The sequence below is a fragment of the Bradyrhizobium sp. KB893862 SZCCT0404 genome (assembly GCF_018130885.1).
Taxonomy (GTDB): Bacteria; Pseudomonadota; Alphaproteobacteria; order Rhizobiales; family Xanthobacteraceae; genus Bradyrhizobium; species Bradyrhizobium stylosanthis.
Genome location: NZ_JAFCLT010000012.1, coordinates 51,474 through 76,159, shown reverse-complemented (window position 1 = coordinate 76,159; position 24,686 = coordinate 51,474). Strand labels below are relative to the sequence as shown.

At 65.1% G+C, this 24,686-nt stretch carries 27 protein-coding genes; 11 read left to right on the top strand and 16 right to left on the bottom strand.

Features of this window, described 5'->3' with window-relative positions:
* The first annotated feature begins 139 nt into the window (after positions 1–139).
* A complete protein-coding gene (locus JQ617_RS34375; RefSeq protein WP_212030247.1) occupies positions 140–328 on the top strand; it encodes a hypothetical protein in 189 nt (62 codons plus the stop codon).
* A 46-nt stretch (positions 329–374) separates the two neighbouring features.
* On the opposite strand, the gene JQ617_RS34370 is transcribed toward JQ617_RS34375, so the two are convergent.
* The 3 genes from JQ617_RS34370 to JQ617_RS34360 form a co-directional block, all read right to left on the bottom strand.
* Positions 375–590, bottom strand: a complete 216-nt coding sequence (locus JQ617_RS34370; RefSeq protein ID WP_212030246.1) for a hypothetical protein — start codon at positions 588–590, stop codon at positions 375–377.
* A 64-nt stretch (positions 591–654) separates the two neighbouring features.
* Positions 655–897, bottom strand: coding sequence for a transcriptional regulator (locus JQ617_RS34365; protein WP_212030245.1), 243 nt, complete (start codon positions 895–897; stop codon positions 655–657).
* A 98-nt stretch (positions 898–995) separates the two neighbouring features.
* Positions 996–1,205 (bottom strand): cold-shock protein, encoded by a 210-nt coding sequence (locus JQ617_RS34360; protein ID WP_212030244.1) that lies wholly within the window; start codon positions 1,203–1,205, stop codon positions 996–998.
* 437 nt (positions 1,206–1,642) lie between these two features.
* On the opposite strand from JQ617_RS34360, the gene rpsU reads away from it, so the two are divergent.
* On the top strand, positions 1,643–1,918 hold the full coding sequence (rpsU, locus tag JQ617_RS34355) for a 30S ribosomal protein S21 (RefSeq protein ID WP_212030327.1): 276 nt from the start codon (positions 1,643–1,645) through the stop codon (positions 1,916–1,918).
* A 200-nt stretch (positions 1,919–2,118) separates the two neighbouring features.
* Here the strand turns inward: rpsU and JQ617_RS34350 are convergent, their stop codons facing one another.
* A complete protein-coding gene (locus JQ617_RS34350; protein ID WP_212030243.1) occupies positions 2,119–3,507 on the bottom strand; it encodes a peptidoglycan-binding protein in 1,389 nt (462 codons plus the stop codon).
* A gap of 243 nt (positions 3,508–3,750) precedes the next feature.
* Here JQ617_RS34350 and JQ617_RS34345 point away from each other — a divergent pair, with 243 nt between their 5' ends.
* Positions 3,751–4,125: a hypothetical protein gene (locus tag JQ617_RS34345; RefSeq protein WP_212030242.1), complete on the top strand. Its 375-nt coding sequence runs from the start codon at positions 3,751–3,753 to the stop codon at positions 4,123–4,125.
* 109 nt (positions 4,126–4,234) lie between these two features.
* Complete coding sequence (locus JQ617_RS34340) at positions 4,235–4,543, top strand: hypothetical protein (RefSeq protein WP_063693069.1); 309 nt, start codon at positions 4,235–4,237, stop codon at positions 4,541–4,543.
* Between the two features lie 68 nt (positions 4,544–4,611).
* On the opposite strand, the gene JQ617_RS34335 is transcribed toward JQ617_RS34340, so the two are convergent.
* Complete coding sequence (locus JQ617_RS34335) at positions 4,612–6,519, bottom strand: outer membrane protein assembly factor BamB family protein (RefSeq protein WP_212030241.1); 1,908 nt, start codon at positions 6,517–6,519, stop codon at positions 4,612–4,614.
* Positions 6,520–6,773: 254 nt separating this feature from the next.
* Here JQ617_RS34335 and JQ617_RS34330 point away from each other — a divergent pair, with 254 nt between their 5' ends.
* Both JQ617_RS34330 and JQ617_RS34325 read left to right on the top strand, forming a co-directional pair.
* Entirely contained in the window at positions 6,774–7,094 is a 321-nt protein-coding gene (locus JQ617_RS34330) for a YMGG-like glycine zipper-containing protein (protein WP_063693073.1), read from the top strand.
* 102 nt (positions 7,095–7,196) lie between these two features.
* Positions 7,197–8,060: a DUF1444 domain-containing protein gene (locus tag JQ617_RS34325; RefSeq protein ID WP_249157765.1), complete on the top strand. Its 864-nt coding sequence runs from the start codon at positions 7,197–7,199 to the stop codon at positions 8,058–8,060.
* Between the two features lie 90 nt (positions 8,061–8,150).
* On the opposite strand, the gene JQ617_RS34320 is transcribed toward JQ617_RS34325, so the two are convergent.
* From JQ617_RS34320 to JQ617_RS34310, 3 genes are all read right to left on the bottom strand, one after another.
* On the bottom strand, positions 8,151–10,181 hold the full coding sequence (locus JQ617_RS34320) for a hypothetical protein (protein WP_212030239.1): 2,031 nt from the start codon (positions 10,179–10,181) through the stop codon (positions 8,151–8,153).
* 262 nt (positions 10,182–10,443) lie between these two features.
* A complete protein-coding gene (radC, locus tag JQ617_RS34315) occupies positions 10,444–11,157 on the bottom strand; it encodes a RadC family protein (protein WP_212030238.1) in 714 nt (237 codons plus the stop codon).
* 54 nt (positions 11,158–11,211) lie between these two features.
* The gene (locus tag JQ617_RS34310) at positions 11,212–12,048 is read right to left on the bottom strand and encodes an intradiol ring-cleavage dioxygenase (RefSeq protein ID WP_212030237.1); all 837 of its coding nucleotides are present in this window, start codon (positions 12,046–12,048) and stop codon (positions 11,212–11,214) included.
* Positions 12,049–12,297: 249 nt separating this feature from the next.
* On the opposite strand from JQ617_RS34310, the gene JQ617_RS34305 reads away from it, so the two are divergent.
* Positions 12,298–12,738, top strand: a complete 441-nt coding sequence (locus JQ617_RS34305) for an antibiotic biosynthesis monooxygenase family protein (RefSeq protein ID WP_212030236.1) — start codon at positions 12,298–12,300, stop codon at positions 12,736–12,738.
* Positions 12,739–12,782: 44 nt separating this feature from the next.
* On the opposite strand, the gene JQ617_RS34300 is transcribed toward JQ617_RS34305, so the two are convergent.
* Entirely contained in the window at positions 12,783–13,721 is a 939-nt protein-coding gene (locus JQ617_RS34300; protein WP_212030235.1) for a DMT family transporter, read from the bottom strand.
* 131 nt (positions 13,722–13,852) lie between these two features.
* Between JQ617_RS34300 and JQ617_RS34295 the strand changes: the two genes are divergently transcribed.
* Positions 13,853–14,449, top strand: a complete 597-nt coding sequence (locus JQ617_RS34295; RefSeq protein WP_212030234.1) for a bifunctional transcriptional activator/DNA repair enzyme AdaA — start codon at positions 13,853–13,855, stop codon at positions 14,447–14,449.
* Positions 14,450–14,460: 11 nt separating this feature from the next.
* On the opposite strand, the gene map is transcribed toward JQ617_RS34295, so the two are convergent.
* Together map and JQ617_RS34285 are read right to left on the bottom strand one after the other, a co-directional pair.
* On the bottom strand, positions 14,461–15,279 hold the full coding sequence (gene map / locus JQ617_RS34290; protein ID WP_212030233.1) for a type I methionyl aminopeptidase: 819 nt from the start codon (positions 15,277–15,279) through the stop codon (positions 14,461–14,463).
* 184 nt (positions 15,280–15,463) lie between these two features.
* Entirely contained in the window at positions 15,464–16,774 is a 1,311-nt protein-coding gene (locus tag JQ617_RS34285) for a mechanosensitive ion channel family protein (RefSeq protein WP_212030232.1), read from the bottom strand.
* A 224-nt stretch (positions 16,775–16,998) separates the two neighbouring features.
* Between JQ617_RS34285 and JQ617_RS34280 the strand changes: the two genes are divergently transcribed.
* Both JQ617_RS34280 and JQ617_RS34275 read left to right on the top strand, forming a co-directional pair.
* Positions 16,999–18,792: a potassium/proton antiporter gene (locus JQ617_RS34280; protein WP_212030231.1), complete on the top strand. Its 1,794-nt coding sequence runs from the start codon at positions 16,999–17,001 to the stop codon at positions 18,790–18,792.
* 416 nt (positions 18,793–19,208) lie between these two features.
* Positions 19,209–19,469, top strand: a complete 261-nt coding sequence (locus tag JQ617_RS34275; protein ID WP_212030230.1) for a PepSY domain-containing protein — start codon at positions 19,209–19,211, stop codon at positions 19,467–19,469.
* A gap of 189 nt (positions 19,470–19,658) precedes the next feature.
* On the opposite strand, the gene modC is transcribed toward JQ617_RS34275, so the two are convergent.
* From modC to mepA, 5 genes are all read right to left on the bottom strand, one after another.
* Positions 19,659–20,321, bottom strand: coding sequence for a molybdenum ABC transporter ATP-binding protein (modC, locus tag JQ617_RS34270; protein WP_212030229.1), 663 nt, complete (start codon positions 20,319–20,321; stop codon positions 19,659–19,661).
* 2 nt (positions 20,322–20,323) lie between these two features.
* Positions 20,324–21,019 (bottom strand): molybdate ABC transporter permease subunit, encoded by a 696-nt coding sequence (gene modB, locus JQ617_RS34265; RefSeq protein WP_212030228.1) that lies wholly within the window; start codon positions 21,017–21,019, stop codon positions 20,324–20,326.
* Positions 21,020–21,040: 21 nt separating this feature from the next.
* Positions 21,041–21,826 (bottom strand): molybdate ABC transporter substrate-binding protein, encoded by a 786-nt coding sequence (modA, locus tag JQ617_RS34260; RefSeq protein ID WP_212030227.1) that lies wholly within the window; start codon positions 21,824–21,826, stop codon positions 21,041–21,043.
* A gap of 194 nt (positions 21,827–22,020) precedes the next feature.
* Positions 22,021–22,524 (bottom strand): hypothetical protein, encoded by a 504-nt coding sequence (locus tag JQ617_RS34255; protein ID WP_212030226.1) that lies wholly within the window; start codon positions 22,522–22,524, stop codon positions 22,021–22,023.
* 511 nt (positions 22,525–23,035) lie between these two features.
* Positions 23,036–23,995: a penicillin-insensitive murein endopeptidase gene (gene mepA, locus JQ617_RS34250; protein WP_212030225.1), complete on the bottom strand. Its 960-nt coding sequence runs from the start codon at positions 23,993–23,995 to the stop codon at positions 23,036–23,038.
* Between the two features lie 169 nt (positions 23,996–24,164).
* Between mepA and JQ617_RS34245 the strand changes: the two genes are divergently transcribed.
* On the top strand, positions 24,165–24,569 hold the full coding sequence (locus JQ617_RS34245; protein ID WP_212030224.1) for a L,D-transpeptidase: 405 nt from the start codon (positions 24,165–24,167) through the stop codon (positions 24,567–24,569).
* Positions 24,570–24,686 lie beyond the last annotated feature (117 nt).

Below are 24,686 nucleotides of genomic sequence, written 5' to 3'. Positions count from 1 at the left end.
GCAGACGATCGGGCAATCCGGAAACGGGATCTGCTCGACAGGCCCGAGGAGTTCGACCGCGCGCAGTGATCGCGAGAAGCGCCGCAACCGATGCGCCACTCATGGGAGTGCAGATCACAGGAAACAGGGAGGACAAGCAATGAGACGGAATTACCCGTCGGACGCAGCCAATGAGGCGAACAATCTGTTCAAGCAGACCGCGAAGAAGACGTTGACCGAATACGAAAAAGCAGAACAAGCTTTCCATGCCAATCGGGAACGGCTCAAGGCCGAACGGCTGGCCAGGGAAGCGGAGCGACGGAAACAGCCCAACGCGGTCCCATCCTGAGAGCGACGTTCATCTGCGAAAAAGTGCAGCCGCCCAATTGAGATCGCTACAGCATCGAAAGCACGACAATCCCGTCTTCGAGATCGCCTGAAGCAAGACGTGCGCGCGCTATACGCTCGAACTCGGTTCGATGCTTCTGCAGATAGCTGAAGGCCTGTTTCTGCGTGTCGAATGTCGTCGCAAGCCGGCACATCTGCCGATGTGCGCCGAAGGCGAGAAAGAAAGTGATGGTCCCGCCGATGTCCGACTTGGCTCTACGCACGATCCGCTCTCTCCGGCATGTGATCGGCCCTTCCAATGTTCGGCGTGGGCGTTGCGGGGGGCTGCTACGTCTGCGGCTTCCTCGAACGCGTCTTGGGCGAGGGCGCCGGCGAGGCGACTCGAAGCGCGTCATCAGCCGCTTCCTTGGCCTCGCGAGCCTCTCGAAGCCGCGCCATGTTCGTGCGAACCTCGATGGCCCGTCTTTCGACGTCTGCCAATGCCCGTGCTCCCTCTTCAGCGGCCAGGCGCTTGCGGTCCGAACGCGCGATGCTTTCCGGTGACGGCTCTGCCGGCTTCTTCTCGCTCATCGCTCACCTGGTTTCATAACGGACAAAACCCGCTCAATCCGGGGATCGAGCGGGCAGAGGGTCCGTTTCATTACATCCGTGAAACGGCGCCGTAGATATCAAGCCAGCGAGAGGTTCTCAGCGCTGACCTTGCCGCGCATCTTGTCGGTCTTGGCCTCGAAATTGACCTTCTGGCCCTCTCCGAGACCCGCAAGACCGGCTCGCTCGACGGCGCTGATGTGAACGAACACATCGTTGCCGCCGTCGTCCGGCTGAATGAATCCGAAGCCCTTTTGGCCGTTGAACCACTTGACGGTACCTGTCGTCATTCTCTTCTCCAAAGCGCACGAGCGCGTTCCGCGCGACAATCACGCAGTTAACTTCAACTTCGACGATGTCTTTGGAAAAGGAGCCCGCGGGCGCATTCAACAAGGCACAGCGGCTGATCGAACACAGTCAATATATACCACCTTCACGATTATGCAAGGACGCCAGCGGCTTTGTTTCGGCCGCGCTGCTCCGATGTTCCGATCGCGCGGCGTCAGGTGAGCATGTGGATCTGCAGGCAGACTTAATCGATTGACAGGGCTGCATGGGAGTGGTCACGTTGACGGCACGAAGCTGCATCGCTTGCGACAAGCAGATCAGCACGTCGACGCTGGCGACGGATATCGCCGTTACTATTCTCAAAAATCGCGAAGAAGCTCCTGCGCAATTGGCTGCCTGCAGGACGTGTCGCATTTGCAGCCCCAGCGAGGAGGATCGATTGCACGTACTGGTCAGAGACAACAATGTTGAGCAGGCACTGCGCGTTCTCAAGAAGAAGATGCAACGCGAAGGCGTCTTCCGGGAGATGAAGCAGCGGCGTTCCTACGAAAAGCCGTCGGAGAGAAAGGCCCGCGAGAAATCGGAAGCTGTTCGGCGTGCCCGCAAGCTCGCACGGAAGCAGGCGATCAGAGAGGGATTGCTGCCCGCGCCGCCGAAAAAGAAGCCCTTTGAGCGCAAGCCGCCTTTGCCTGAGGTCAAGGCGCGGGCGGAGTAGCGTGAGACCCTCGTTCGTGTGAGCCGCACGTCGAGAGACGCTGGTTGTCGAAGCTCATGCCATCCTAGCTGTGCCACGCCGGCGCAGCTAAGATGACGAAGATCATGCATCCCGTCGTCGTGCGCCCCTCCGTCGGGATCTCCGGCGGTGTTGAGGGTTGAGCCGCGATCGGTCGGTGAGTTGCATGACGCGTCCACGTCCTACGTCGTCACCTTCGGCGCCGGTGCCGTGCCCTGTGCCCATTTCTCCAGCTTGCCGAGCACGCCCCAGGCGGTGAGCGCGAGCGAAATCGGCATCGCGAACTGGCCGAGGCCCGGCACCGCCGAGACGATCGTGCCGAGCAGGCCGGCGATGCCGCCCGCATTGGGGCTTGCCGTCACCGACGACAGCAGCGCGGTGGCGAGCGTGCCGCCGATGCCGAGCGCGGTCTTCCTGCCGTCGAGCAGCTTGCCGATGGTCTCGCCGAGCGCACCGTTGACCTGCCCGAGCATGGGCTTGCCGTTCTTGTTGAGCAGCGTGCTGAGCAGGTCGACGACCTGCTTCAACTGATCGACAGGGGCGGCGCCCGCCGGGGTGACGGGTCCCGGCAACGGCGTCGTCTTGTTGACGAGGGAGAACAGCCGCTCGAACAGGCTGATCGGATCGTTGGGGACCGGCAGCGTGTTGCCCGGCGTCGTCGGGACCGGCAGCGTTCCGCCGGACGGTGGCCGCAGCACCTGCGCGAGGTCTTCCAGCCGCTTCAGGACCTGGGACAGATCGCCGTTCTGCATCGCCCCTCCCGATTGCGCCGCGCGCGTGATGGCCGCGACCGTGGCGCCGTCGAGGAGGCCGGTGTCCCTGAGGCCGTTCTGCTGCTGGAACTGCGAGACCGCGGTTCTGGTCTTCGGACCGCTGATGCCGTCCTCGGCGAGCTGCGGATTGGCGCCGAGCCTGTTGAGCGCCTGCTGCATCAAGACGATGGTCGAGGCCGCATCGTCCTCCGGCTCGATGCGGCCCCCGAATTGCGGGTTGCCGTCGAGCGTGATCGAGGAATCCAGCTCCAGCATCGCATGCAGGATCACGGCCGTGCCGAGCTGGGAATCGACATGGCCCGAGTCGAACACGTGATCGCGGACGAACTTGCCGGCCCTTGCCTCGGGCGGCCCGTACAGGTTCGAGCCGCCATAGAGATAGGGCGAGTTCACACCCTTGGCGTGGTAGCCGAAGCCGTTGAACGCCTCGAGCCGGAACAGCATGCGCGCGATGCTCCAGTCCCGTGCGCCGATGAAGTTCTCGATCCTGAACGCGTCCACGGCGCCGTCCACGAAGGTGGCAAACGGGCCGCGTCCCTTCGGCACCAGCGTGGTCGTGCGATGAAGCGTCTCGCCGTTGCCGAGATAGGTGTCGAAATCGAAATTGGATTCGCGGTAATGGCAGAGCGCTGTGAAATACCAGGGAACGCCGGTGAGCCGCTCGATCTGCTGATAGGTCGCCTTGCCGTTGATCGCCTTGCGCGCGACCGCGCTCGCGTCGGCATGACGTCCGGACCGGATCTCGAGGTTGGCCCAGTTGCGCTCGTATTCGCTCCTCAAACCTTCGAAAGACACCATGTTCCGCTCCCGCAAATTGATGAGTAATTGAATCTCCGTGCAGTCAGAATGAACTTGGCGCCGTGATCGGCGCGTGAGCCCAGCGTGATTGCTGCAAATCTGGCAGGTTGTTCGCGCTGTGCATGTGAACTGGGTTACAGCATCCGCGCGAAAATCAGCCGAAGGTGGCGGGATCGCCCGCGAGGGAACCGGCGGCGTCGTTCGCCCGTTAGCTATGGCACAGGATCCTGCAAGGAGGCCTGCATGGCCAAGCGCGTCCTCGCGATCGGCATCGAACCCGGCGTTGCGGATTACAGCGCATTCCCGCAGCTCACGCCGGAGCTCGTGCGCGACTACATCGAGGCGCAGCTGTTGCGTCTGCGCGATCGCGGCTTCGAGGTCACGAGCTGCCTGATCGATCTCGACGCGGCGGCCGAAGCCGCCGTCACGGCGGCGCTGCGCGACGAGCGCTTCGACTGCATCGTGATCGGCGCCGGCCTGCGCGAGCCGAAGGAACGTCTGCTGCTGTTCGAGAAGGTGCTCAATCTGGTCCACCGCCTCGCGCCGGACGCCGCGATCTGCTTCAACACCACGCCGGCCGACACCGCCGAAGCCGTGCAGCGCTGGATCCAGCTCTGACTACCGGCGCTGAGGCCGGTGCATTGATTTTCCCAATGCAACCACCCGTTGACGTCGCCAGCGCTATCGCCAATCATGGTCGTGGGGTCGTCGCTGTCAGGGAATCCTCATGTCCAGATTTGTGCTGCTGCTCGCCTGCGCAATGATGCTTGCGGGCTGCGACGCCTTCAGCACGGTGACGGAGGGGTTCACGCAGTCGAAGGCCGTGGCGGCCGATCTCGAGCAATCAACCGGCGTCAAGCCGCAGGTCGGCTTCAACTGGCACAATGGGCGGCTGGTGTCGGTCACGGTCCAGTTTCCGCGGCCCTATGAAGACAAGCCCCTGAACGAGCTGGCAGGGTTGGTCCGCGAGGCGGTCACCAGCGAATTCAAGCAGACGCCGGAGCACATCGTCGTCGCCTTCGTGCTCGTCAAGTGAGACTGCCGCGACCGAAGTCCCGCGAAGCCTCGGACCGCCGCGCCTCCTCGTAGATCGTGTCGCTTCGCCTATTGCCCGTCCACGGAGAAGGCGAGCAGCACGTTGCCGGGCGTGGTCCCGTAATTCGTGTAGCCCGAGTTGACGTAGAGAATGCCTCCGGCGATCACCGGTCCCGGTCCATCGAGCGAGCCGCCATGCGCCGACACGCCGTTGACGGTCGCATAGTCCCTGATGGTGTCGACGTCCCAGATGATTTCGCCGCTCTTGGCGGCATAAGCCCTGAGATGGCCGTCCAGCCCGCCGGAGAACACCACACCAGGCGTCGCCGTGACTGCAGCCGACTGCGCAGGGCTGCATCCCGGCCGGTCTCCGCAGCCCGGATGTGCGGTGTGCCAGACGATCTCGCCCGTCGCCTGGTTCAACGCGTACAGCCCGCCGCCCTGACTTGGATCGAGCTTCATGGGAACCCCGAAGACCGATTTCTGCGCGCCGGCGGTGGACGGCGGCACGGCCTTCAAGCCGACATCGGACACCGCGACATAGACGTTCGCATCGTCCGCAGCCGAGCCCCATTGCACGCCGCCGAGCGTGCTGCCGAGTCCCACCCGGCGCTGCCAGATGATCGCACCATCGCGGTCCGGATCGAGCGCGTACACGATGCCGGATTTTTGGCCGGCAACAAGTGCCCGGCGTCCGTCGGGTAGATCGATCAGGATCGGAGAGGAGCCGAAATCGAAATCGGGTCCCTTGGTGCCGGGGCAGTTGGCGCGATACTGGCCGCTGCATGCGATGTTGTAGGCATCGCCCTCGGTCATCTGTCGCGACCAGGCGAGCCGGCCCGTGCCCAGATCGAAGGCCACAAACGCATCGGAGGTCGTGGAAGCCGGGTCCAGATAGCTGTCGCCCGTCGTTGCATAGATCCGGTTTGTCTTGAGGTCGACGGTCGGCGACGACCAGATCGCGCCCCCGGAAGGTCCGAACAGTTGGACGCCGATCTCGTTCAGGCGGATCGGCTGGGCCTGTGGGCTGACATAGCCGCGCCACAGCACCTCGCCGGTCCTGGCGTCGAGCGCGGCAATCAGACCGCGGAACGTGCAGCAGGGATAGCGCGGATCGATCGCCAACACCTCCTCGACGGAGGAGACCGGCACGTAAAGCACATTGTTGGCCAATGTCGGCGCGCCCGTGATCACGGCTCCCGCATGCGCATCGACACGTCTCCTCCACAGCAGCTTTCCGCTCTCGGCATCGAGCGCATAGGCTTCGCCGCGCTGATCGCCGAAATAGGCGGTTGTCCCGCGCTCGTCCTCGCCGATGGTGATCGCGGTGCGTACGCCGAAGCCGGCGTCGAACACCCAGCGCTGGCAGCCAAGTCTGGCATCCAGCGCATAGACCTTGCCGCCCGCACTGCCCACGAAGATCCGGTCGCCCCAAACCGTCGGCTGCGCGTAGGCTCTGGTATCGCCGGGAAAGCCGAACGCCCATTTGAGCTTCAGGCGCGGAACATCGTCCGGCGAAAGCCGGGCCATGCCTGCGGGTTGAAACCGGTGCTGGGCGATGTCGACGCCCCAGCCGTTCCAGCGCGGCAACGACGCGTCCGCAAGCGCGGGGCCGCGCTCGCCACAGGTGGAATCCGGCAGCGGCTGCTGCTGCTCCGGAGTAGTTCCGACGAGATAGCGAACGATGGACTGAATGTCGTCCTGGCTGAGGTCGCGCCCCTGCTGGCTCATCATGCCGAACATCAGGGTAAAGCCTATCCGCTCAGGCCTGAATTGGCGCAGAGCGCTGGCATCAGGCGCGCGTGCCACGCCACCCTCGTGGCAGGATGCGCAGTGCGTGCGGTAGAGCGCCTCACCACGCGCGTTCAGCGCCTCCTCCGCGTGATCCGGACGCACGCCCATGAGCAATATGCCAACGGCAAGCAGGAGGCGTGCGGAGAGACCAAATCCAAAGCGGTGCCCGGCCGTACTCGTCATTCTCGCCACCCTCGCATCAATGAAGCGTGTTTCGGCAACAGAAGATCAGCGCGCGGTCGTCAACCCGTACCACGAATACACAACCAAAGCGAGCGCGAGGGATCCGGGTGGTTGGTGGCTGACAGGCTGGCGGCCGACGGCCCGACCTTCGTTCAACTCGACAATGGTGCCCGGAGCAGCAAGGTGCGCGAATTGATCTGGCTCGAATCCGCGCGAGGCGTTAAAACTCGCGTCTCCAAAAGGTGAGGGTGGCCATGCCTAGAAGTCTTCGCATTGGAAGTTTTTCGATCGCGGCCTGTTTGGCCGTCGCCATGACGATGCCGGTCCATGAAGCATCTGCCCAGGATGCCATCGGCGGCGCGATCATCGGCGGCGTCGGCGGGGCGATCCTCGGCGGCGCGCTCGGCGGCGGCCGTGGCGCTGCCATCGGTGCCGTCGTCGGTGCCGGCACGGGTGCCGCGATCGCCTCGGAAGGCGAACGCCGCCGCTCCGGCTACTACGCCTATCAGCGCGGCTGCTACATGCAGCGCCCCGACGGCTATTACGTCCGGGTCGATTCCCGCTATTGCTATTGATCGATCGGCCGCCGGCGATCATTGGATCGACGGCGGCCTGCGGATTGGACTGGGACGGGTGAGTGTCGGCCGGCGAGCCGCCATCCCGGGATGGTGGATCGCATGAGCTTCCGGTCTCGCATGTGCGGGTGGCTGATCGCCCTGTTTGTCGCGGGCGATCTTGCCGGCGCCGGGGTCGCCCGGGCGCAGCCAATTCCCACCGACGAGCCCGCGTTCACCGCTTTCGTGGCGGCGCGCATCCGTGCTGCGGTTCGTGACACCCCGGTCGATATCAAGGGGCCGCTGACGCTGTCGATCGGCTCCCTGCAAGCCAACCTCGACCGCGTCTATGCCTTCTGCAAGGCCAATGCGAGCGCCTGCAGCAAGGAGATCGGCACCTATGTCAGCGGCGTCGTGGCGACCACGGGCAATCGCAACGATCCCCCGAGCCGGGCAAACCTCCGCGTGGTGGTGCGCTCGGCCGACTATATGCGGCAGGCGCTCCGGGAGGTTGATGCGCGCGGCCCGGCCTTGATGCGGCCGCTCGCGGAGGGGCTCGTGCTCGTCCCGGTGCTCGACTCGCCGCAGACGGTCAAGGTGTTCAACGACAAGGATCGTGCCGCGCTCGGCCTGACGCCGGACCAGGTCTTCGACATCGCCATCGCCAATGTCCGCAGCAATCTGAAGCCGCTGATGTCCGCTGCGAAGCCGGCCGTGCCAGGGCAGTTCGGCACGTTGCAAGGCGACTACTACGCGACCAGCCGGCTTGCGCTGATCGACAGCTGGGCCCCCCTGGCGCAGGCCCAGGGCGGTGTGCTGATCGTGGCGGTGCCGTCGCCCGATCTCGTGATTTATTCGGGCCAGGACAGCAGCACCGCCATCGATGCGCTGCGGACGCTTGCGAAGAACATGATGGCGCGCGCGCCGAAGCCACTGTCCGCCACGCTGCTGCGCTGGACACCGAAGGGCTGGCAGATCGTCCGGTAGGAAGCCCGTCACCGGGCGCTCCTGCCGACGACGAAGTGGGGTGCACGACATGCACCCCACCGATACGCTCTTCCGCGGAATGAAGTCAGCCTAGTTTCTTTTCTTGAAGACCTGCATCCTGCTCGAAAAATTGGCGAAGCCGACCACGCGTCCGTCGGCAATACCGGTCGCATCCGTGACTGCGCCGGCGGTCGAGGTCAGCTTCTTCAGCGTCTGGCCGGTATTCGTGCCGGTCGCGTTGTAGGGAATGTCGTCGCCTTCCTCGGCAACGATCACATTGCCTCCCGAAAACGCGCAACTCGTTCGCGCCAATCCGATGAAGGCGCCGACGGCCGTATCCGTCGCCGGCTGAACGCCGTAAAACAGGTTGCAGACCGCCTGTTGGGCGGTGACGGCATGACCGTTGTACGTCGCCCAGACATGCCCCTTGTAGCAACCAAGCGCACCATCACCATGCGTATGCTCGACCGCCATGCGCTTGCAGGCAAGGTCGATCGCCCTGAACAAGAGGGGCGTAGAACCGGCTGTCCCTCCGATCGTGAATGTTGCGCCCGAACCGGAGCCGCTGGTCGACGCCTGTGTCGCGGTCGTCGGCAGCGTCGAATAAAGGCCCGTCCCCCAGATCGTGACCGATGCGACCGCGGTCCCCGTGACAGTCGCGACGCGCAGGATTGCGGCATTTGCATTGCCGACCAGGGTGCCGCCGGCCAGCACGATGAGGTCGCCAACCGCATAATTCGAACCGCCCGATGCGACCGTGACGGCGGAATAGATACCCTGACCGCCTACGGCATTGCAGCTGGCGATGATGGCTTCGATATCTCCCGTGAGAACGCTCTCGCCATACATCGACCCCTGAACATCGATGAGAGGACGCGTGCAGCCGGTCGCGTCCAGCTTTGTGACGTTCTCGAACCGGCAGCCATTCATGTTGCCGATCAGGATATGGCACCTGTCGTAATTGGGCAGGCGGAGCGCGTCATTCCAGCCCGGCAGCGTCAGATTGCGGAAGACGCATCTGTCGAGCGTGGTGGCGTTGGTGTTGCCGTTGGCCCGCTGGTTGTCGTCCCAGATGAAGGCGTTTCCCAGGGCTTCGACGAACAACGCATCGAACGCGATCCCGGCGAGGAATGTTCCGGCGGGCGTCACCGGGTGGGAAGCGGGTGTCGACTCCTTGAAGAAGCAGAACGGTGACGTGCCCATGAACATGCGGCCCGATATCTGCCAGGTGCCCATGGCGCCGCCATAGGCAAATCCGACGCATGCCATTCGACAATTGCCGATCGAACATTTGCCATCGGTCGCGAGGTCTCCGTACAGGTACGGCGAGTTCTGGTTGATGTACCAGCCATAGTAACAACGGTCGACCTGCACATGCCTGAATGCAGTGTGGTCGCCGACGATGTCGAGGCCCGCATAGAATCCCGAAACTCGAACATTGGTCAGCATGCGGTGTGCTGCCCAGCAAATTCCGCTCACATTGCACCCGACGGCGCCGATCGTGGTGGTGCCGATGGCCGGTCCGATGAGGCAGAGATCGCGAAACCAGGCCGCGCTGGTTGCGCCATTGTTCGCCCAGTAGCGCGAGTCGGTCTGTTGATTGATCGGATCCCCGGCTTGCTGCCCGCACATGACGGCATAGGCCGTCCCCGGCGATGAACCCATGTCGACGGTCCATTGCAGTTGAGTGATGATGTCGCCGTCACCCATCCAATGGACCTGCGCATTATTTGGTCCAGGAGCCGCCGTGGCATTGTCGATGCGAAGAGGAAACTTGAGCGAGTTCGGCGCTGTGGCCGTCGCGGCCGACATGATGTAGGTGCCGGCCGGTGAATAGATAATGCCGCCGCCGGCGCTCGTCGCCGTATCGATGGCCAATTGATGAGCGTGCCATTCGATGGACTCCGTGAGAGCCGTTGCCCGTGGATACACGGCCTGGGCCGCCGCAAGACTGGGAAAAAACCCACTCAGCGGATGCGCCAGTCCATCGCCGACCGCTCCAAAATCTTTCACATTGAATACACGTTCACCAAAACGCAGAGGTATGCCGCCTGACATTGATTGCTTTCCAAGATTTACAGAATGAGCCTTACGTGCTCTCGACAATTGCATCGGAGTCATGAAGCGATCCTGACGCAATATGCACGGTCAGGATGCAACATCATTTCGGTAGAATTACGACCCCGTCGCGTCGAAGCGGTGCTGCGTGTTGAAAGACGTTTGATCGATGGCTGTTCACATCTTCGATACGGTCGCGCGCGTGATGCAGGAGATTGCACAGATCTGTGCCGATCCCGTCGATCGTCTTGCGAGCGGAATGAACAGATCGCGCGTTAGGCAGTTTGTGCGGCCGGTTGCGAGATGTTGATCTCGTCGTGCGCCTTTAGATCAATCGCAGTCCGCGCAGGCTCGCATGTCCGTTCTTGCCCACGATGATGTGATCGTGCACGGCGATGCCGAGCGGCTTGGCGATGTCGATGATCGCCTTGGTCATCTGGATGTCGGCCTGCGACGGCGAGGGATCGCCCGACGGGTGGTTGTGCACCAGGATCAGCGCGGTCGCCGACAATTCCAGCGCGCGCTTGATCACCTCGCGCGGATAGACCGGGGTGTGGTCGACGGTGCCGGTTTGCTGCACCTCGTCGGCGATCAGCTGGTTGCGCTTGTCGAGGAAGAGCAGGCGGAACTGCTCCTTGTCGGCGAACGCCATGCTGGAGCGGCAATAGTCGATCACCTCGTTCCAGGACGACAGCGCATTGCGGCTGTTGACCTCGCCCTTCGTCACGCGGCTTGCCGCGGCGGCGATCAGCTTGAGCTGGTGGATCGTGGATTCCCCGATGCCGTCGACCTCGCGCAGCCGCGCCACGGGGGCATGCACGACCTCGGCGAACGAGCCGAAAACCTTGATCAGCGTCTTCGCCAGCGGCTTGGTGTCGCGCCGCGGCAGCGCCGCAAACAGCGCCATCTCCAGGAGCTCGTAGTCGCTGAGCGCATCCGCGCCGGCGCTGTAGAAGCGTTCGCGCAGCCGCTCGCGATGGCCGTGATAGTGCGGCGTGTCCTCGGGCTTGCTCTTGTCGTGGTCCGGCTTGGCGGGCATCGGCCACCAGCATCGCCGGGGGCCTTCCGTATTTGCAACCGCCAATTGCGCCGCTCAGCGGTCGCGCTTCAGCCCCGGCACCAGCGCGGCGAGCCGGTCCTTGATAGGGCGGCCGAACATGCCCGCGGGTGGCGGCCCAGGCGGCGGCCCGCCGCGCATTCCCGGCGGTGGCGGGCCGGCGCGTCCGACGGTTGTCTCCGCGCGGCGGTCGACGCCGAGCGTCAGGCTCGCCACATAGCGGTCGCGCTCCTCCTTCACGGCGCAGAAGGCGCGATGCTCGGGGTCGGAGCGTTCGATGACGTGGTCGTTGGCGTTGATCACCATGCGCTGCCGTGCACGGTCGCCGTAATCGGGCACATTGGTGTAGATGAACTCGTTCAGCGCGTCGGGCAGGAAGGTCTGTCCGGTCAGCACCGTCCGGTCGTCGAGAAACACCTTGAAGTGGATGTGCGTGGTGCGCCCGTCATACCAGCCGGGATAGATGGTGTTGAACGTGGCCCACCCGGCCTCGTCGGTCACTTGCGTGCCGCGCAAAAATGTCTTGCCGGTCTCGTCGACATTGTGCGCATCGCTCTGGCCGGGAAAGGCCGAATACAGCCCCTTCGCGTCGCAATGCCAGATGTCGACCCGCGCGCCCTTGATCGCCGTGCAGGGACCTGCCTCGATCACGCGCAGCCGCAATGTCAGCGGCACGCCAGGTCTGCCTTCGGCGATGTCGGACCGGACCAGCCTGGGATCGGAGTAGAACGGTCCTTCCTCCGCATGCGGTGTCAGGATGCAGGCGGGCTCGTCGCTCGGCGCAGCGGGAGCGGCACCTGCGCGGCCTGGCAACAGGCCGGCGGCGGTTGCCGATACAAACCCCAGGAATCCGCGCCGCGTCGAATTGGTCACCCGCTCACTCCAGCCTGTTCGATCGGAGATCGTCATCGACAAGCAGGATGGCAAGATCAGGCTTTGAAGATGGCGACAATCAGCCCCGTGGTTTCCGGCTGTGTCTCGGGACGTTGCTGGTCAGCGCGCCGCTCCCGGCGAATGAGCACCGAAAAAAATCCGTTTCGGCTGTCTTCAAGCCCCAGCCTCGTTCGTCTGAGCATCAGCCCCCTCGAGGGGGTAGCCAAACCTGCTCAATGGAGAAAGCCGATGTCCCAGACCAAACCCACGCTTTCGCGCCGTACGCTCGTCGCCACCGGCGCCGGAGCCGGTGCGTTGCTCGCCGCCCAGGCGGTCCCGTCCCGTGGCCAGAACGGCACGGCGAAAACGGAAGCGACCATCCGCACCGGCAACGACATCACCACCCTCGTCAACGTCTTCACGGTCGAGCCTGCCAACCAGCAGAAGCTGGTTCAGCTCCTGAAGGAGGGCACCGAGGCTTTCTTCAGCAAGCAGCCCGGCTTCATCTCGTCCAGCGTCCACGCCAGCACGGAGGGCGAGCGCGCGATCAACTACTCGCAATGGCGGAGTGCGAAGGATATCGAAGCGTTCCGCAAGGATCCGAGATTCTCGCCGTACGTCCAGAGCCTTGCCGCGCTATCGAAGGCTGAGACGATCCTGTGTGAGGTCGTCGAGGTCAACCACGCCTGACCTGACCGCGCGGGGCGGTCCAAAGGACCGCCCTTCCGCCCCGCTCACCGGTTCGAGACGACGGTGCCGTTTCGGCGGGGCATCGTGACGGCGATGACACCGGTAAGAATGAGTATCATGCCGAGAAGGGTCGACCAGGTGAAGCGTTCGCCGAGCCATGCCGAGCCGAGCGCCACTGCGAAGCCTGCGCGCAGATAGCTGCCACTGGTCGTGCCGAGCGGGCCGAGCGTGCGGATCAAGCGGAAATAGATCACCATCGCGAGCGCGGTGCAGACCACCGCGAGAGCGATCACGGCCGCGACGGCTTGGGTCGTCGGCGCCAGCGTCCATGGCTGTTCGAGCACGGCGGCCGCGGGAAGCATCAGGATCGCTGCGCCGCTCATGGCGCCTGCGGCCGTGACGATCGCCGGAAGTTCCGAGAACCGCTGCCCCCAGATGGGCGCCAGCGCATAGCAGAGGCTGGCGCCGAGTACGGCGGCTTGCGCCAACGGCGCGGCGGTGGCGATCCCGGCGAACTGGTCGGACCCTATCGTCACTGCGACCCCGACCAGGCCGAGACAAACGCCGATGATCTTCGGGCCGCTGACGCTCTGGCGCCCGCGCCCGGTCATCAACGTGATGACAAGCACGAACATCGGCGGCGTCGCGTTGAGCACGCCGGCGAGGCCACTCGTGATATGCGCCTCGCCCCAGCTGATCAGCGTGAACGGCAGCGCACTTTGCAGCAGCCCCTGCACGAAGAATGCCGCCCACAACGATCCCTGGCCGGGAAGGGCGTGTCCCTGCGCGCGCGCGATCAGGACCAGGAGCGCGGCGGCGATCGTCACCCGCGCGGCGACCATCGTGAAGGGCGGAATGGTCGGGATCGCGATCTTGATCAGGGTGAACGAGCTGCCCCAGATCAGCGAGAGCAGCAGCAGGAGCCCGATCTCGAGGGCGAGCGTGGTTTGTGGTGACGTCGTCGATTGGGCCTGCGTGCTCATGCGATTTGCTCCGGAAGGTATCGGCACCATGAGCCGGAGCGGCGGCGCAGGCTGGCCGGATTCGGACCTCATCGCCTGATCGGGTCCGTTTTCGGCTACGCGACGTCAGGCGCGGCGATTATCCTTCCGTCATGACGACTGGCTCCACGCATCGGCAGACGCTGCCGCCGCATCTCGATTGGGACACCTGCGATCGGGCGCGGCTTGCGCGTGCGCGCGCGTTCGACGGCCTGTTCTTCTCCGGCGTGCGCTCCACGCGGATCTATTGCCGGCCGGTCTGCCCGGTTCGTCCGGCCCGCTCCGAGAACGTCACCTTCTACCCGACCGCGGCCGCGGCCGAGCGTGCCGGCTTTCGCCCGTGCCTGCGCTGCCGGCCGGAAACCGCGCCGGGCTCGCCGGCCTGGATGGGAACGGCGACCACCGTGGCGCGCGGCATGCGGATGATCGATGACGGTTTTCTGAATCGTGCCACCACGGCGGAGCTGGCTGAAGCGCTTGGCGTCGGGCCGCGTCACCTGCTCCGCCTGTTCCTGCGCCATGCCGGCGCGAGCCCGAGCGAGATCGCGGCGACCCGGCGCGTGCAGGAGGCCAAGCGCCTGATCGACCAGACCGACATGAATTTGGCGGAGATTGCGTTTGCCGCCGGCTTCGGCAGCGTGCGCCGCTTCAACGACGCCTTTGCCGCGACCTACAAGCGGGCGCCGTCGTCATTCCGGCGCCGGCGATAGAAACGACGGGGCTAGCCGATCTGCTTCTCGCCGTGCCGTTCCGACAGCGTGAAGATCTCGACGCCCGTGGCGGTGACGCCGACGGAGTGCTCGAACTGCGCCGACAGCGAACGGTCGCGGGTGACGGCGGTCCAGCCGTCGGAGAGGATCTTCACATGCGGCTTGCCGAGATTGATCATCGGCTCGATGGTGAAGAACATGCCGGGCTTGAGCTGCACGCCTTCGCCGGGGCGGCCGACATGGATGATGTTCGGCTCGTCGTGGAACATGCGGCCGAGGCCATGGCCGCAGAAATCGCGTACCACGCTCATGCCTTGCGGCTCGACGAAGCTCTGGATGGCGTGGCCGATGTCGCCGGTGGTAGCACCGGGCTTCACCGCGGCGATGCCGCGCATCATGGCCTCATAGGTCACCTCGATCAGCCGCTCCGCCTTGCGCGCGATCGGGCCGATCACATACATCCGGCTGGAATCGCCATACCAGCCGTCGACGATGAAGGTGACGTCGATGTTGACGATGTCGCCTTCCTTCAGCGGCCGGTCGCCGGGCATGCCGTGGCAGACCACGTGGTTGAGCGAGGTGCAGGTCGAGTAGCGATAGCCGCGATACATCAGCGTCGCCGGATAGGCGCCGTTGCTGAAGGCGAAATCGCGAACGAATTCGTCGATCTTCGAGGTCGGCACGCCCGGCCCGACGATGTCGGTGAGCTCGTCGAGGCACTTCGCCACCAGGGCGCCCGCCTTGCGCATGCCGGCAAAGGCGCTCGGCCCATGCAGCTTGATCTGTCCGGTCTTGCGCAGGGAGGTCTCGGTGGCTTCGACGTAGCTCATGCTTGTGCGGTCTTCCGGTGTGGTCTCGATCTCGGCGGAAAGGCTTGATTTCAGGCCCTAATTTAATGATTGCCCGCCTGCATGCAAGCTAAGGCGGAGCGTTTCGGGCGACGTGGCGACCGGTTCGCGCAAAGAAAACGCTTCAAAATGAGAATCTGACCGGCCCTTGCGCCCGAAAGCGGGCCTAATTCGGGACTTCTACGGTGGTTTCCACCGGCAGGGCCCCGCCGCGGACGCGGATTTCGCGGACCGGGTAGGGAACCCGGATGCCCTCGCGCTTGAAGGCGTCCCACAGCGCCAGCATGACGTCGCTCTTGACGTTGTCCATGCCGTCGGGGTCCGCGATCCAGAAGGTCAGCGAGAACTTCATCCCGGCCTCGGCGAACTCGGTCAAAATGCTGTTCGGCGCCTTGCCCTTGGTGGCGCGCGGATGGGCGGCGGCGGTCTCGGCGGCGAGCTTGGTGACGAGCCTCGGATCGGCGTCGTAATTGGTGCCGAAGGCGATCTTCACCAGGGTGTTCTTGTCGGTATAGGTCCAGTTGACGACCTTCTGCGTCACCAGATCCTCGTTCGGCACCAGGAATTCGCGTCCGTCGCCGGCGGCGACCGAAATATAGCGCGTCTTCATCGCGCTGATGCGGCCAGTGTTGTCACCGATGGTGACGAGGTCGCCCGGCTTCACCGATTTGTCGGCCAGCAGGATGATGCCCGAGATGAAATTGGCGACGATCTTCTGCAGGCCGATACCGATGCCGACGCCGACCGCGCCGGAGAACACCGCGAGCGCCGACAGGTCGATGCCGACCGCGCCGAGCGCGATCACGATGGCGATCGCAAGCAGGCCGATGCGGATGATCTTGACCAGCAGCACCTGCACCGACGGCGTCAGGTCGGTGGCCGAATTGATCCGGCTCTCGGCGAAATTGCTGGCGATGTTGGTGGCCCACAGCGCGATCAGCAGCAGCGCGCCGGCCTTGATCACCAGCAGCGGCGTCAGGCGGAGGCCGCCGAGCACGATCGCGAAGGAGTCGAGCAGGTCGATCGTCGCATCGAGCTGGCCGAGGATGGACAGGGCTGCGACGAGCCAGGCCGCGATCGACACCAGCTTGACGATGAAGGCGTTGCGCAGCACCGAGGTCACCAGCCGGATCACGAGCCAGGCGAAGCCCAGCTTGGCGGCGACCATCAGCAGGTAGCTGCGGCTCGGCCAGGTCGCATGGTACATCACGATGCGGGAGATGATCACCAGCAGGGTGAACACCGCCGTCGAGGCGCTCGACATCATCACCCGCGAGAAGTGCCGGAGCGGCAGCGGCCAGCCCATCGCCAGCGAGGTCATGTCGACGCGATTGCGGACGCCGGCTTCCGCGGCATAGGCAATGCCGGCCGCCGCGAGAATGAGACCAAATTGCAGGTAGAACCAGGGTGAGGAAATCTCGGCCCCGACGCTGCGTGCGGTCGTCTGCACGAACTCCATGAAGTCTTTGAGGTCCATGTCCGTTGGTCTCGGTCCTTTGGTCTCGTCGGGAAGCGGGGGAGGATTGATTCGAGGACGCCGCAGAATCCCACAAAGGGTGCGGCCGCCATCGATACACCGTGAAGTGAAGCGCGTTAAGGCCGCAAAATACGGGCAGATTGCCGCGAGCCGCGAAAATGGGTTGGCGCGGGGGAATGCCGACGATAAGGATGAAATTCCAGCGATTTTTACCCGGAAGGTGGATGGCCTCCCTCGACTCCTTCAGCCTCGCCATATTGCTCGGTGCCGTCCTGGTGATGGCCGGTATCCTGTCGAGCCTGCTTGCGCTGCGCTTCGGCGCGCCCCTGCTGCTCGTGTTCCTTGTCATCGGCATGCTCGCGGGAGATTCCGGTCCCGGGCAGATCCAGTTCAACGACGTCGGCACCACCTATCTGGTCGGCTCGGTGGCGCTGGCCCTGATCCTGTTCGATGGCGGCCTGAAGACGCGCTTTGCCAGCATCCGGACCGTGCTCGCCCCGTCCCTGGTGCTCGCCACCGTCGGCGTGCTCCTGACCGCGCTGGTCACCGCGCCGTTCGCCAAATACGCGCTCGATCTCAACTGGGCGGAATCGCTGCTGGTCGGCGCCGTCGTGGCCTCGACCGACGCCGCCGCGGTGTTCCTGCTGGTGCACACCCAGGGCCTGCGCCTGCGCCCGCGCGTCGGCGCGACGCTGGAGGCGGAATCCGGCACCAACGATCCGTTCGCGATCTTCCTCACCTTGATGCTGGTCGAATACATCTCGATCGGCTCGAGCTCGCCCGGCCACGTGCTGATGGAGTTCGTGCAGGAGGCGGCGCTGGGCGCCGTCGTCGGCGTGTTCGGCGGCCGCCTCGTCGTGATCGCGCTCAACAAGGTCGCGCTGCCGCAGGGCCTGCACGCGCCCTTCGTGACCACGGGCGCGCTGGTGATCTTCGGCGGCTCGCAGATCATGCACGCCTCCGGCTTCCTCGCGGTCTATCTCGCCGGCATCATCATCGGCAACCGGCCGACGCGCGCGCATAATTCGGTGGTGACGTTCCTCGATGCGGCCACCTGGCTGGCGCAGATCGTGATGTTCGTGCTGCTTGGCCTCCTGGTCTCGCCGAGCCGGCTCGGGGCCAGCGTGCTGCCGGCGGTCGCCGTCGCACTGGTCTTGATGCTGGTGGCGCGGCCGCTCGCGGTGTTCGTGTGCCTGGCGCCGTTCCGCTTCAACTGGCGCGAAAAGATCTTCATCGCCTGGACCGGCCTGCGTGGTGCGGTCGCGATCTTCCTGGCCTCGATCCCGATGCTGGTCGGCCTGTCCAAGGCCTATCTCTATTTCGACGTCGCCTTCGTCGTCGTCATCATCTCGCTGCTGCTGCAGGGCTGGACGCTGGCACCCGCCGCGCGCAAGCTGCACGTCGCGCTGCCGCGCGCCGAGCGCGGCCCGCGCCGCGTCGAGCTCGATCTGCCCGGCCAGCTCGAGCAGCAGCTGGTCGGCTATTCGGTCCGCCCGAAGAGCCTGTATTTCCGCCGCGGCCTGATCCCGTCCTGGTCCAAGCCGACGCTGGTGATCCGCAACCAGAACATCCTGACGCCCGCGGAGGCCGATCCGATCGCGCCCGGCGACTACATCTATCTGCTGGCGCCGCCGGAGAAGGCCGAGTCGCTCGACCGCTTCTTCGTCGACATGCAGCCGAGCTCGGCACCCGATCCGCATCTGCTCGGCGACTTCATGGTCTCCGGCGAGCACACGCTGGCGGAGCTTGCCGGGATCTACGGCGTCAAGGTCGGCGAGGACGAGAGCAAGCTGACGCTCGCCGACTATTTCGACGTCCATCTCGACCGCGCCCCGAAGGAGGGCGCCGAGCTCGCGCTGGACGAGATCGTGCTGGTCGCCCGCAGCATCTCCGGCGGCCGCGTCAACGTCGTCGGCCTGCGCCTGCCGGAAGACGACGAGACGCCGGCCCCGCTGACGCGCCGCCAGGCGCTGCGGAAGAAGCTCGCGGATGTCTGGAGCTCGGTGGCGGGGGTTTGACGACGCTCTCCTGTCCCGGACGCGGTGCAGCGTGAACGCTGCTCCGCAGAGCCGGGACCCATGACGACCATCGTTGTGGCAGACAATGCCAACCACTCGTCATTGCGAGGAGCTCTTGCGACGAAGCAATCCAGAATCTCTCCGCGGAGAAAATCTGGATTGCTTCGCGGAGCCTGTCATCGGGCCGCGCTTCGCGCGGACCCGGTGGCTCGCAATGACGGAGTTTTTTGAAACGACTTGCTTCGATAGCGACGCCACGGCGTGCGGACATGGAACACCGACCGCCAGACAACCGCCACCAAATCGCCGCAACCGCCCAGGATTTGCGCGGCGTCGTGCCTCCTGGTTCCGGAACGCTTCGCGTCGCAACTCGTTCTTAGCCGCGTAACGGTCAACGCATCTGACAGGAGCACCACATGCGCAATCTCATCCTGCCCGCCATCGTCGCCATCGGCCTGGGAACAGCGGCGCCGGCGCTGGCCTATGACAGCGGCGATCAGCTTTCGATGCAGGCCGCGCTCGATGTCGCCGCCGATCTCGGCGTCATGACCATCTCGCACACCGAGTTCGCCGGCGATGAATGGCAGATCGAAGGCCGCGACCGCACCGGCCGCTGGATGGAGGTCGACGTCGATGCCCGCACCGGCGAGGTGCGGAATGTCGATCGCGGCTGGTAGCCATTCGGGCTACGGGGCTCTCCCCACCGTCGTCCCGGCGCAGGCCGGGACCCATAACCACAGGGAGAAGTTTGGCGAAGATTCGCAGTTATTCTTCGCCGGGACTCAGACCTCAATCCCTCGACCAATCACGCGGTATGGGTCCCGGCCTCCGCCGGGACGACAGCGGTGGGTGTCGAGCCAATACGGCTACGTCAGCACCTTTACCCCGCCAAAGCTCGTGACCCGCCCCTGCTTCAGCATCACGATCTGCGTCGCCAGCTGCCGCAGCTCGGCGGCGTCGTGGCTCACATAGACCATCGGCACGTTGGCCTCGTCGCGCAACCGCACCAGATACGGCAGAATCTCCAGCTTGCGGCCTTCGTCGAGCGCGCCGAGCGGCTCGTCGAGCAGCAGCAGGCGCGGCTTCGACAGCAGCGCGCGGCCGAGCGCGACGCGCTGGCGTTCGCCGCCGGACAGCTTTCCGGGGCGGCGATCCAGCAGCGCGCCGATGTCGAGCAGCTCGATGATGCGCTTGTGCTGGGCAGGGTCGGACGCAAGTCCGTTCATCCGCCGTCCGTAGTCGAGATTCTGCGCGACGCTGAGATGCGGAAACAGCCGTGCGTCCTGGAACACATAGCCGATGCGGCGGCGATAGGTGGGCACATGGATGCCGGCCGCGGTGTCGTCCACGGTCTCGCCGTCGATGACGATGCTGCCGCGGTCGGGCCGCAGCAGCCCCGCGATCATGTTGACCAGCGAGCTCTTGCCGGCGCCCGACGCGCCGAACAGGCCGATGACGCGGCCTTCGCTGGTGAAGGACGCGGACAGCGAGAATTCGCCGAGCTTCTTTTCGATGTCGACCCGCAGCATGGTCAATTCCCGTGCAAGCGCTGCGTGGCGCGGCGGGCGAACCATTCGGCGGCGATCAGCGCGCCGATCGCGAGCACGATCGAGACGATCACCAGCCGGCCCGCCGCGGCATCGCCGTCGGGCGTCTGGATCAGGGAATAGATCGCGGACGAAATCGTCTGGGTCTCGCCCGGAATGTTCGAGACGAAGGTGATGGTCGCGCCGAACTCGCCGATCGCCTTGGCAAAGCCCAGCACCATGCCGGCGAGCACGCCGGGCAGCGCCAAGGGCAGCGTCACCGTGAAGAATACCTTCCAGGGCGCGGCGCCCAGCGTCTCGGCGGCCTGCTCGAGCCGGCGGTCGATCGCTTCGATCGACAGCCGCATCGGGCGCACCAGTAGCGGAAACGACATGATGCCGCAGGCCAGCGCCGCACCGGTCCAGCGGAACGCGAAGACGATGCCGAGATAATCGGCCAGGAATCCGCCGACGAGACCTTTCCGGCCGAAGGTGAGGAGCAGCAGATAGCCGGTGACAACAGGCGGCAGCACCAGCGGCAAGTGCACCACCGCATCGAGAAATGATTTACCCCAGAAGTCACGCCGGGCGAGCACCCACGCCAGCGCGATGCCGAACGGCGTTGCGATCAGCGTGGCAATGACCGCGACCCTGAGCGAGAGCAGGATCGCGGTCCATTCGGCGGGAGAGATGTCGAACACGAAGGATTTGGTTTGCGAGAATCAGGTCGTGGGGCTGACCAGGAATTTGAAGCCGTACTTTTCCAGAATGGTCTTGGCGGCGGTCGAGCGCAGGAAGGCGAGATAGTCGCTGGTCTCGCCCTTCGCGGTCGTGGTCGCCGCGACCGGATAGATGATCGCGGGATGCGAATCCGCCGGGAAGGTGCCGACGATCTTCACGCCCGGCTCGACCTTGGCGTCGGTGGAATAGACGATGCCGAGCGCGGCCTCGCCGCGCGCAACCAGCGTCAGCGCCGCGCGCACGCTCTCGGCCATCGCGAATTTCGGCTCGGCGGCCTGCCAGGCGCCCAGCTTCTCCAGCGCGGCCTTGGCGTATTTGCCGACCGGCACCGACTTGACGTCACCGGTCGCGATCCTGCCGTCGCCGGCGAGTTTTGCGAGGTCGAAGCCCTGCGCGATCGCGACGTTGTCGATCTTGGAATCCTTCGGCGCGATCAGCACGATGCTGTTGCCGAGCAGGTTGACGCGCGTCGGCTCGTTGATGGTCTTCTTGGCGATCGCGTAGTCCATCCAGTCGGTGTCGGCGGAGACGAACACGTCGGCCGGCGCGCCCTGCTCGATCTGCTTGGCCAGCACCGAGCTTGCAGCGTAGCTGACGCTGAACTTGACGCCGGTCTTGGCGGTGTAGGCGGCGTCGATCTCGTCGAGCGCGTTCTTCATCGAGGCGGCGGCAAATACGGTGATGGTCTTGTCCTCCGCCGCGGCGGGCGAAAGGCTCGCGCCCGCGAGGATGACGAAGGCGGTGAAAAGTCCGGCGATACGAATCATGGAATGCGCTCCGTGCGAGCTCGCGCGCACAAACGCACGCGCAAATCTGGCGTTGGGTTAAGTCGGGTCGCGACGGGCGGAAGCGCTGTTCCACGTGTCCCTGCAACGGCTTACGGCCGGCGAGGATATCGCAGTTGCGAACATAGCAGGCCGGAGCCTCAGGTCAAAGGCGACCGTTTGACCTGCCGAGGCGCTTATTGCGCAGGCAGGATCGCGATCGACAGCGAATTGTCCCTGGCGCCGCTGACCTGGAGCACGAAGGGCTTGTCCGACAGCTCGTATTTCATGGTCTTGCGGATGCCGTCGCAATCGGTAGCGCCGCTGAAGGCCGCGGGCTTGAGGAAATGCCCGTCCTGGACCACGTCCACCCAGGCGCCTGAGGACAGGCTGATCGTATAGAGCCCCGCCTTCGGCGCCTTGATGCCGGTGAAGCCGGCAAAGGTGCCGTCCTTCGGCGCCCGCTCCGGCGGCGAGGGCAGTTTTGCGTCCTGCGGCGCGACCAGCGCCAGCGTGATGGCGGAGGACGGCAAGGCCGCCTGTTCGCTCCCCGAAGCGAGCTTGGCGCGATCCGGCGCAGTCAGCGCCGCGCGCTCGCGCTCGATCGGCCATTTGAACTTGTCGCAGCCGCTGGGCTCCTCGGCGGCCAGAGCAGAGGTCACGCCGAGCGAGAGCGCAGCAAGCAGGGTGAGGACGCGCATGAGAAATCCCATCGTTGGCCACGCAGCACGCGGGCGTGTCGTTTGTTTCATCGAAGCAGGGGATGCGCATCCCAAAATGCCACGGGCTTACGGCCGGGCGGCGGGGTGGATGTTAGCGTACTAGAAGAGGCACACCAACTCTCTAGTTCGTCATCCCGGGGCGCGCGCAGCGCGAGCCCGGGATCCATAACCACCGGAAGAAATTTGGCGAAGACTCGGAGTTGCCACTTCGCGCAACAACCACTCCCTGGGAGTATGGGTCCCGGGCTCGCTTCGCGCCCCGGGACGACGGCGGTGGGTGTGGCGGCAGCGTCAATCTCTGCTGTCATCCCGGACAAGCGCAGCGAAGCGGAGCGCAGATCCGGGATCCATAGCCACCGGGCACAGTTTGGCGAAGACTCGGAGTGACCAGTCCGCACCACAACGCTCCCTGTGGTTATGGGTCCCGGGCTCGCTGCGCGCCTCGGGACGACGGCGGTGGACGACGCAGCAGCGCGCCCAACCACGTACCCTACGGCTTCGCATCCCCCGCATGCAGCACCACCTTGCAGGCCGACGGCATCTGCGCCAGCGTCATCGGCGGTTTGGGCTTCGGCGGCTCCGGCGGGGGCTTTGGATGCAGCACCCCGTCGCTGAACCAGTAGGCGAGATCGGAATCCTTGCAGCCTTCGTCTTCCGACTGCGACGGCTGGCCCTCGCACTCGCCGGCGCCCGCGGGGCAGCGCATGCGGATGTGGAAGTGATAGTCGTGGCCCCACCAGGGGCGGATCTTCGACAGCCAGGAACGGTCGCCCTTGGCCTCGCGGCACAGCGCCTTCTTGATCGCGGCATTGACGAAGATGCGCTGCACCGCCGGCTCCTGCGCGGCGTCGCGCAGCACCAGCACATGGCCGGGCGTGAACACCCTGGGATCGACGTCGAGCCGGTCCTGCCGCACCATCATCACCGCCGACATCTCCTCGCGCTCCTCGCGCGAGAGCCGGCGGTCCGGCATCGGCGTCAGCCAGATGTCGGCATCCAGGCCAATCTGGTGGCTGGCATGGCCCGACAGCGCCGGTCCGCCGCGCGGCTGGGCGATGTCGCCGACCAAAATGCCCGGCCAGGCCGCGTCCTTGTGCGCCCTGGCGGCAAGCCGCTTGATCAGCGCGATCATGTCGGGGTGGCCGTAATTGCGGTTACGCGACAGCCGCATCACCTGCCAATTGTCGCCGTTGAGCGGCATCTGCGCGGCGCCGCCGATGCAGCCCTTGGTGTAGGAACCGATCACATGCGCCGCCCCTTTCGAGGGCAGCAGCTTTCGCGCGAACAGTTCCTTGGCGCCGAGATGCGGATCGTTGGGATTGGCGAGCGGCGGCAGCGGCTTCGGGTTGACGCTGCCCTTGTCCTGGGCCAGCGCGTCGCCGGCGGCCAGGACTTTTATGACGACGAGCGTCATGACAAGCAGGAGAGGGGCGATGCGGCGGGGACTCATGCCCGGCTGTTATAACCCAACGGCGCGTCAGGGTTAAGAATTAGGCTTTCAATCCGGCGTCTGCTCACAGCGACTTTACAGCCGCAAGCCGCGGGCGACATCATGCCCCCGAGGCAAAGGACTTTTCATGATGACATTTTCTATGGCGCGGCTCGCGAGGCGGGCCGCCATGGCATTTCTTGTACTGATCCCCCTGATCGCGACCCCGGCGCGGGCCGATCTCAGGGTCAACATCGACAAATCATCCCAGCGGATGTCGGTGCGTGTCGACGGCGCGCCGCGCTATTCCTGGCCGGTGTCGACGGGGCGCAACGGCTACGGCACGCCGAGCGGCACGTTCCATCCGCAGGTGATGATGCGGCGCTACTTCTCACGCAAGTACTACAATGCACCGATGCCGCACGCGATCTTCTTCTATCACGGCTTCGCCATCCACGGCACGACCGACATCTCGCGGCTGGGCGGCCCGGCCTCGCATGGCTGTGTCCGCCTGCATCCCGCGCACGCGGCAGCCCTGTTCGCGCTGGTCCAGCGCGAGGGTGCGCGCAACACCACGATCCGCATTTCGAACTAGGACCATCGCCGTTTTCTGCGCCGGGACGGCCGCATTTTTAACGGCGCGATAACCGTATCCTGCATTGACCAAAATTCGTGCGCGGTGCGGGCGATTGCCGGCGCCCGCATGCAATCG

Excerpts from the sequence above, each read along its gene's own strand:
- JQ617_RS34300 (WP_212030235.1), bottom strand. The coding sequence starts at position 13,721 with ATGAGCACGCAGGCCCAATCGACGACGTCACCACAAACCACGCTCGCC.
- radC (WP_212030238.1), bottom strand. The coding sequence starts at position 11,157 with ATGCCCGCCAAGCCGGACCACGACAAGAGCAAGCCCGAGGACACGCCG.
- JQ617_RS34275 (WP_212030230.1), top strand. The coding sequence starts at position 19,209 with ATGCGCAATCTCATCCTGCCCGCCATCGTCGCCATCGGCCTGGGAACA.
- JQ617_RS34255 (WP_212030226.1), bottom strand. The coding sequence starts at position 22,524 with ATGCGCGTCCTCACCCTGCTTGCTGCGCTCTCGCTCGGCGTGACCTCT.
- JQ617_RS34245 (WP_212030224.1), top strand. The coding sequence starts at position 24,165 with ATGGCATTTCTTGTACTGATCCCCCTGATCGCGACCCCGGCGCGGGCC.
- JQ617_RS34320 (WP_212030239.1), bottom strand. The coding sequence starts at position 10,181 with ATGACTCCGATGCAATTGTCGAGAGCACGTAAGGCTCATTCTGTAAAT.
- JQ617_RS34360 (WP_212030244.1), bottom strand. The coding sequence starts at position 1,205 with ATGACGACAGGTACCGTCAAGTGGTTCAACGGCCAAAAGGGCTTCGGA.
- JQ617_RS34330 (WP_063693073.1), top strand. The coding sequence starts at position 6,774 with ATGCCTAGAAGTCTTCGCATTGGAAGTTTTTCGATCGCGGCCTGTTTG.
- JQ617_RS34325 (WP_249157765.1), top strand. The coding sequence starts at position 7,197 with ATGAGCTTCCGGTCTCGCATGTGCGGGTGGCTGATCGCCCTGTTTGTC.
- JQ617_RS34345 (WP_212030242.1), top strand. The coding sequence starts at position 3,751 with ATGGCCAAGCGCGTCCTCGCGATCGGCATCGAACCCGGCGTTGCGGAT.
- JQ617_RS34295 (WP_212030234.1), top strand. The coding sequence starts at position 13,853 with ATGACGACTGGCTCCACGCATCGGCAGACGCTGCCGCCGCATCTCGAT.
- JQ617_RS34350 (WP_212030243.1), bottom strand. The coding sequence starts at position 3,507 with ATGGTGTCTTTCGAAGGTTTGAGGAGCGAATACGAGCGCAACTGGGCC.
- modC (WP_212030229.1), bottom strand. The coding sequence starts at position 20,321 with ATGCTGCGGGTCGACATCGAAAAGAAGCTCGGCGAATTCTCGCTGTCC.
- JQ617_RS34280 (WP_212030231.1), top strand. The coding sequence starts at position 16,999 with ATGGCCTCCCTCGACTCCTTCAGCCTCGCCATATTGCTCGGTGCCGTC.
- modA (WP_212030227.1), bottom strand. The coding sequence starts at position 21,826 with ATGATTCGTATCGCCGGACTTTTCACCGCCTTCGTCATCCTCGCGGGC.
- JQ617_RS34285 (WP_212030232.1), bottom strand. The coding sequence starts at position 16,774 with ATGGACCTCAAAGACTTCATGGAGTTCGTGCAGACGACCGCACGCAGC.
- JQ617_RS34375 (WP_212030247.1), top strand. The coding sequence starts at position 140 with ATGAGACGGAATTACCCGTCGGACGCAGCCAATGAGGCGAACAATCTG.
- JQ617_RS34365 (WP_212030245.1), bottom strand. The coding sequence starts at position 897 with ATGAGCGAGAAGAAGCCGGCAGAGCCGTCACCGGAAAGCATCGCGCGT.
- mepA (WP_212030225.1), bottom strand. The coding sequence starts at position 23,995 with ATGAGTCCCCGCCGCATCGCCCCTCTCCTGCTTGTCATGACGCTCGTC.
- map (WP_212030233.1), bottom strand. The coding sequence starts at position 15,279 with ATGAGCTACGTCGAAGCCACCGAGACCTCCCTGCGCAAGACCGGACAG.
- JQ617_RS34335 (WP_212030241.1), bottom strand. The coding sequence starts at position 6,519 with ATGACGAGTACGGCCGGGCACCGCTTTGGATTTGGTCTCTCCGCACGC.
- JQ617_RS34305 (WP_212030236.1), top strand. The coding sequence starts at position 12,298 with ATGTCCCAGACCAAACCCACGCTTTCGCGCCGTACGCTCGTCGCCACC.
- JQ617_RS34340 (WP_063693069.1), top strand. The coding sequence starts at position 4,235 with ATGTCCAGATTTGTGCTGCTGCTCGCCTGCGCAATGATGCTTGCGGGC.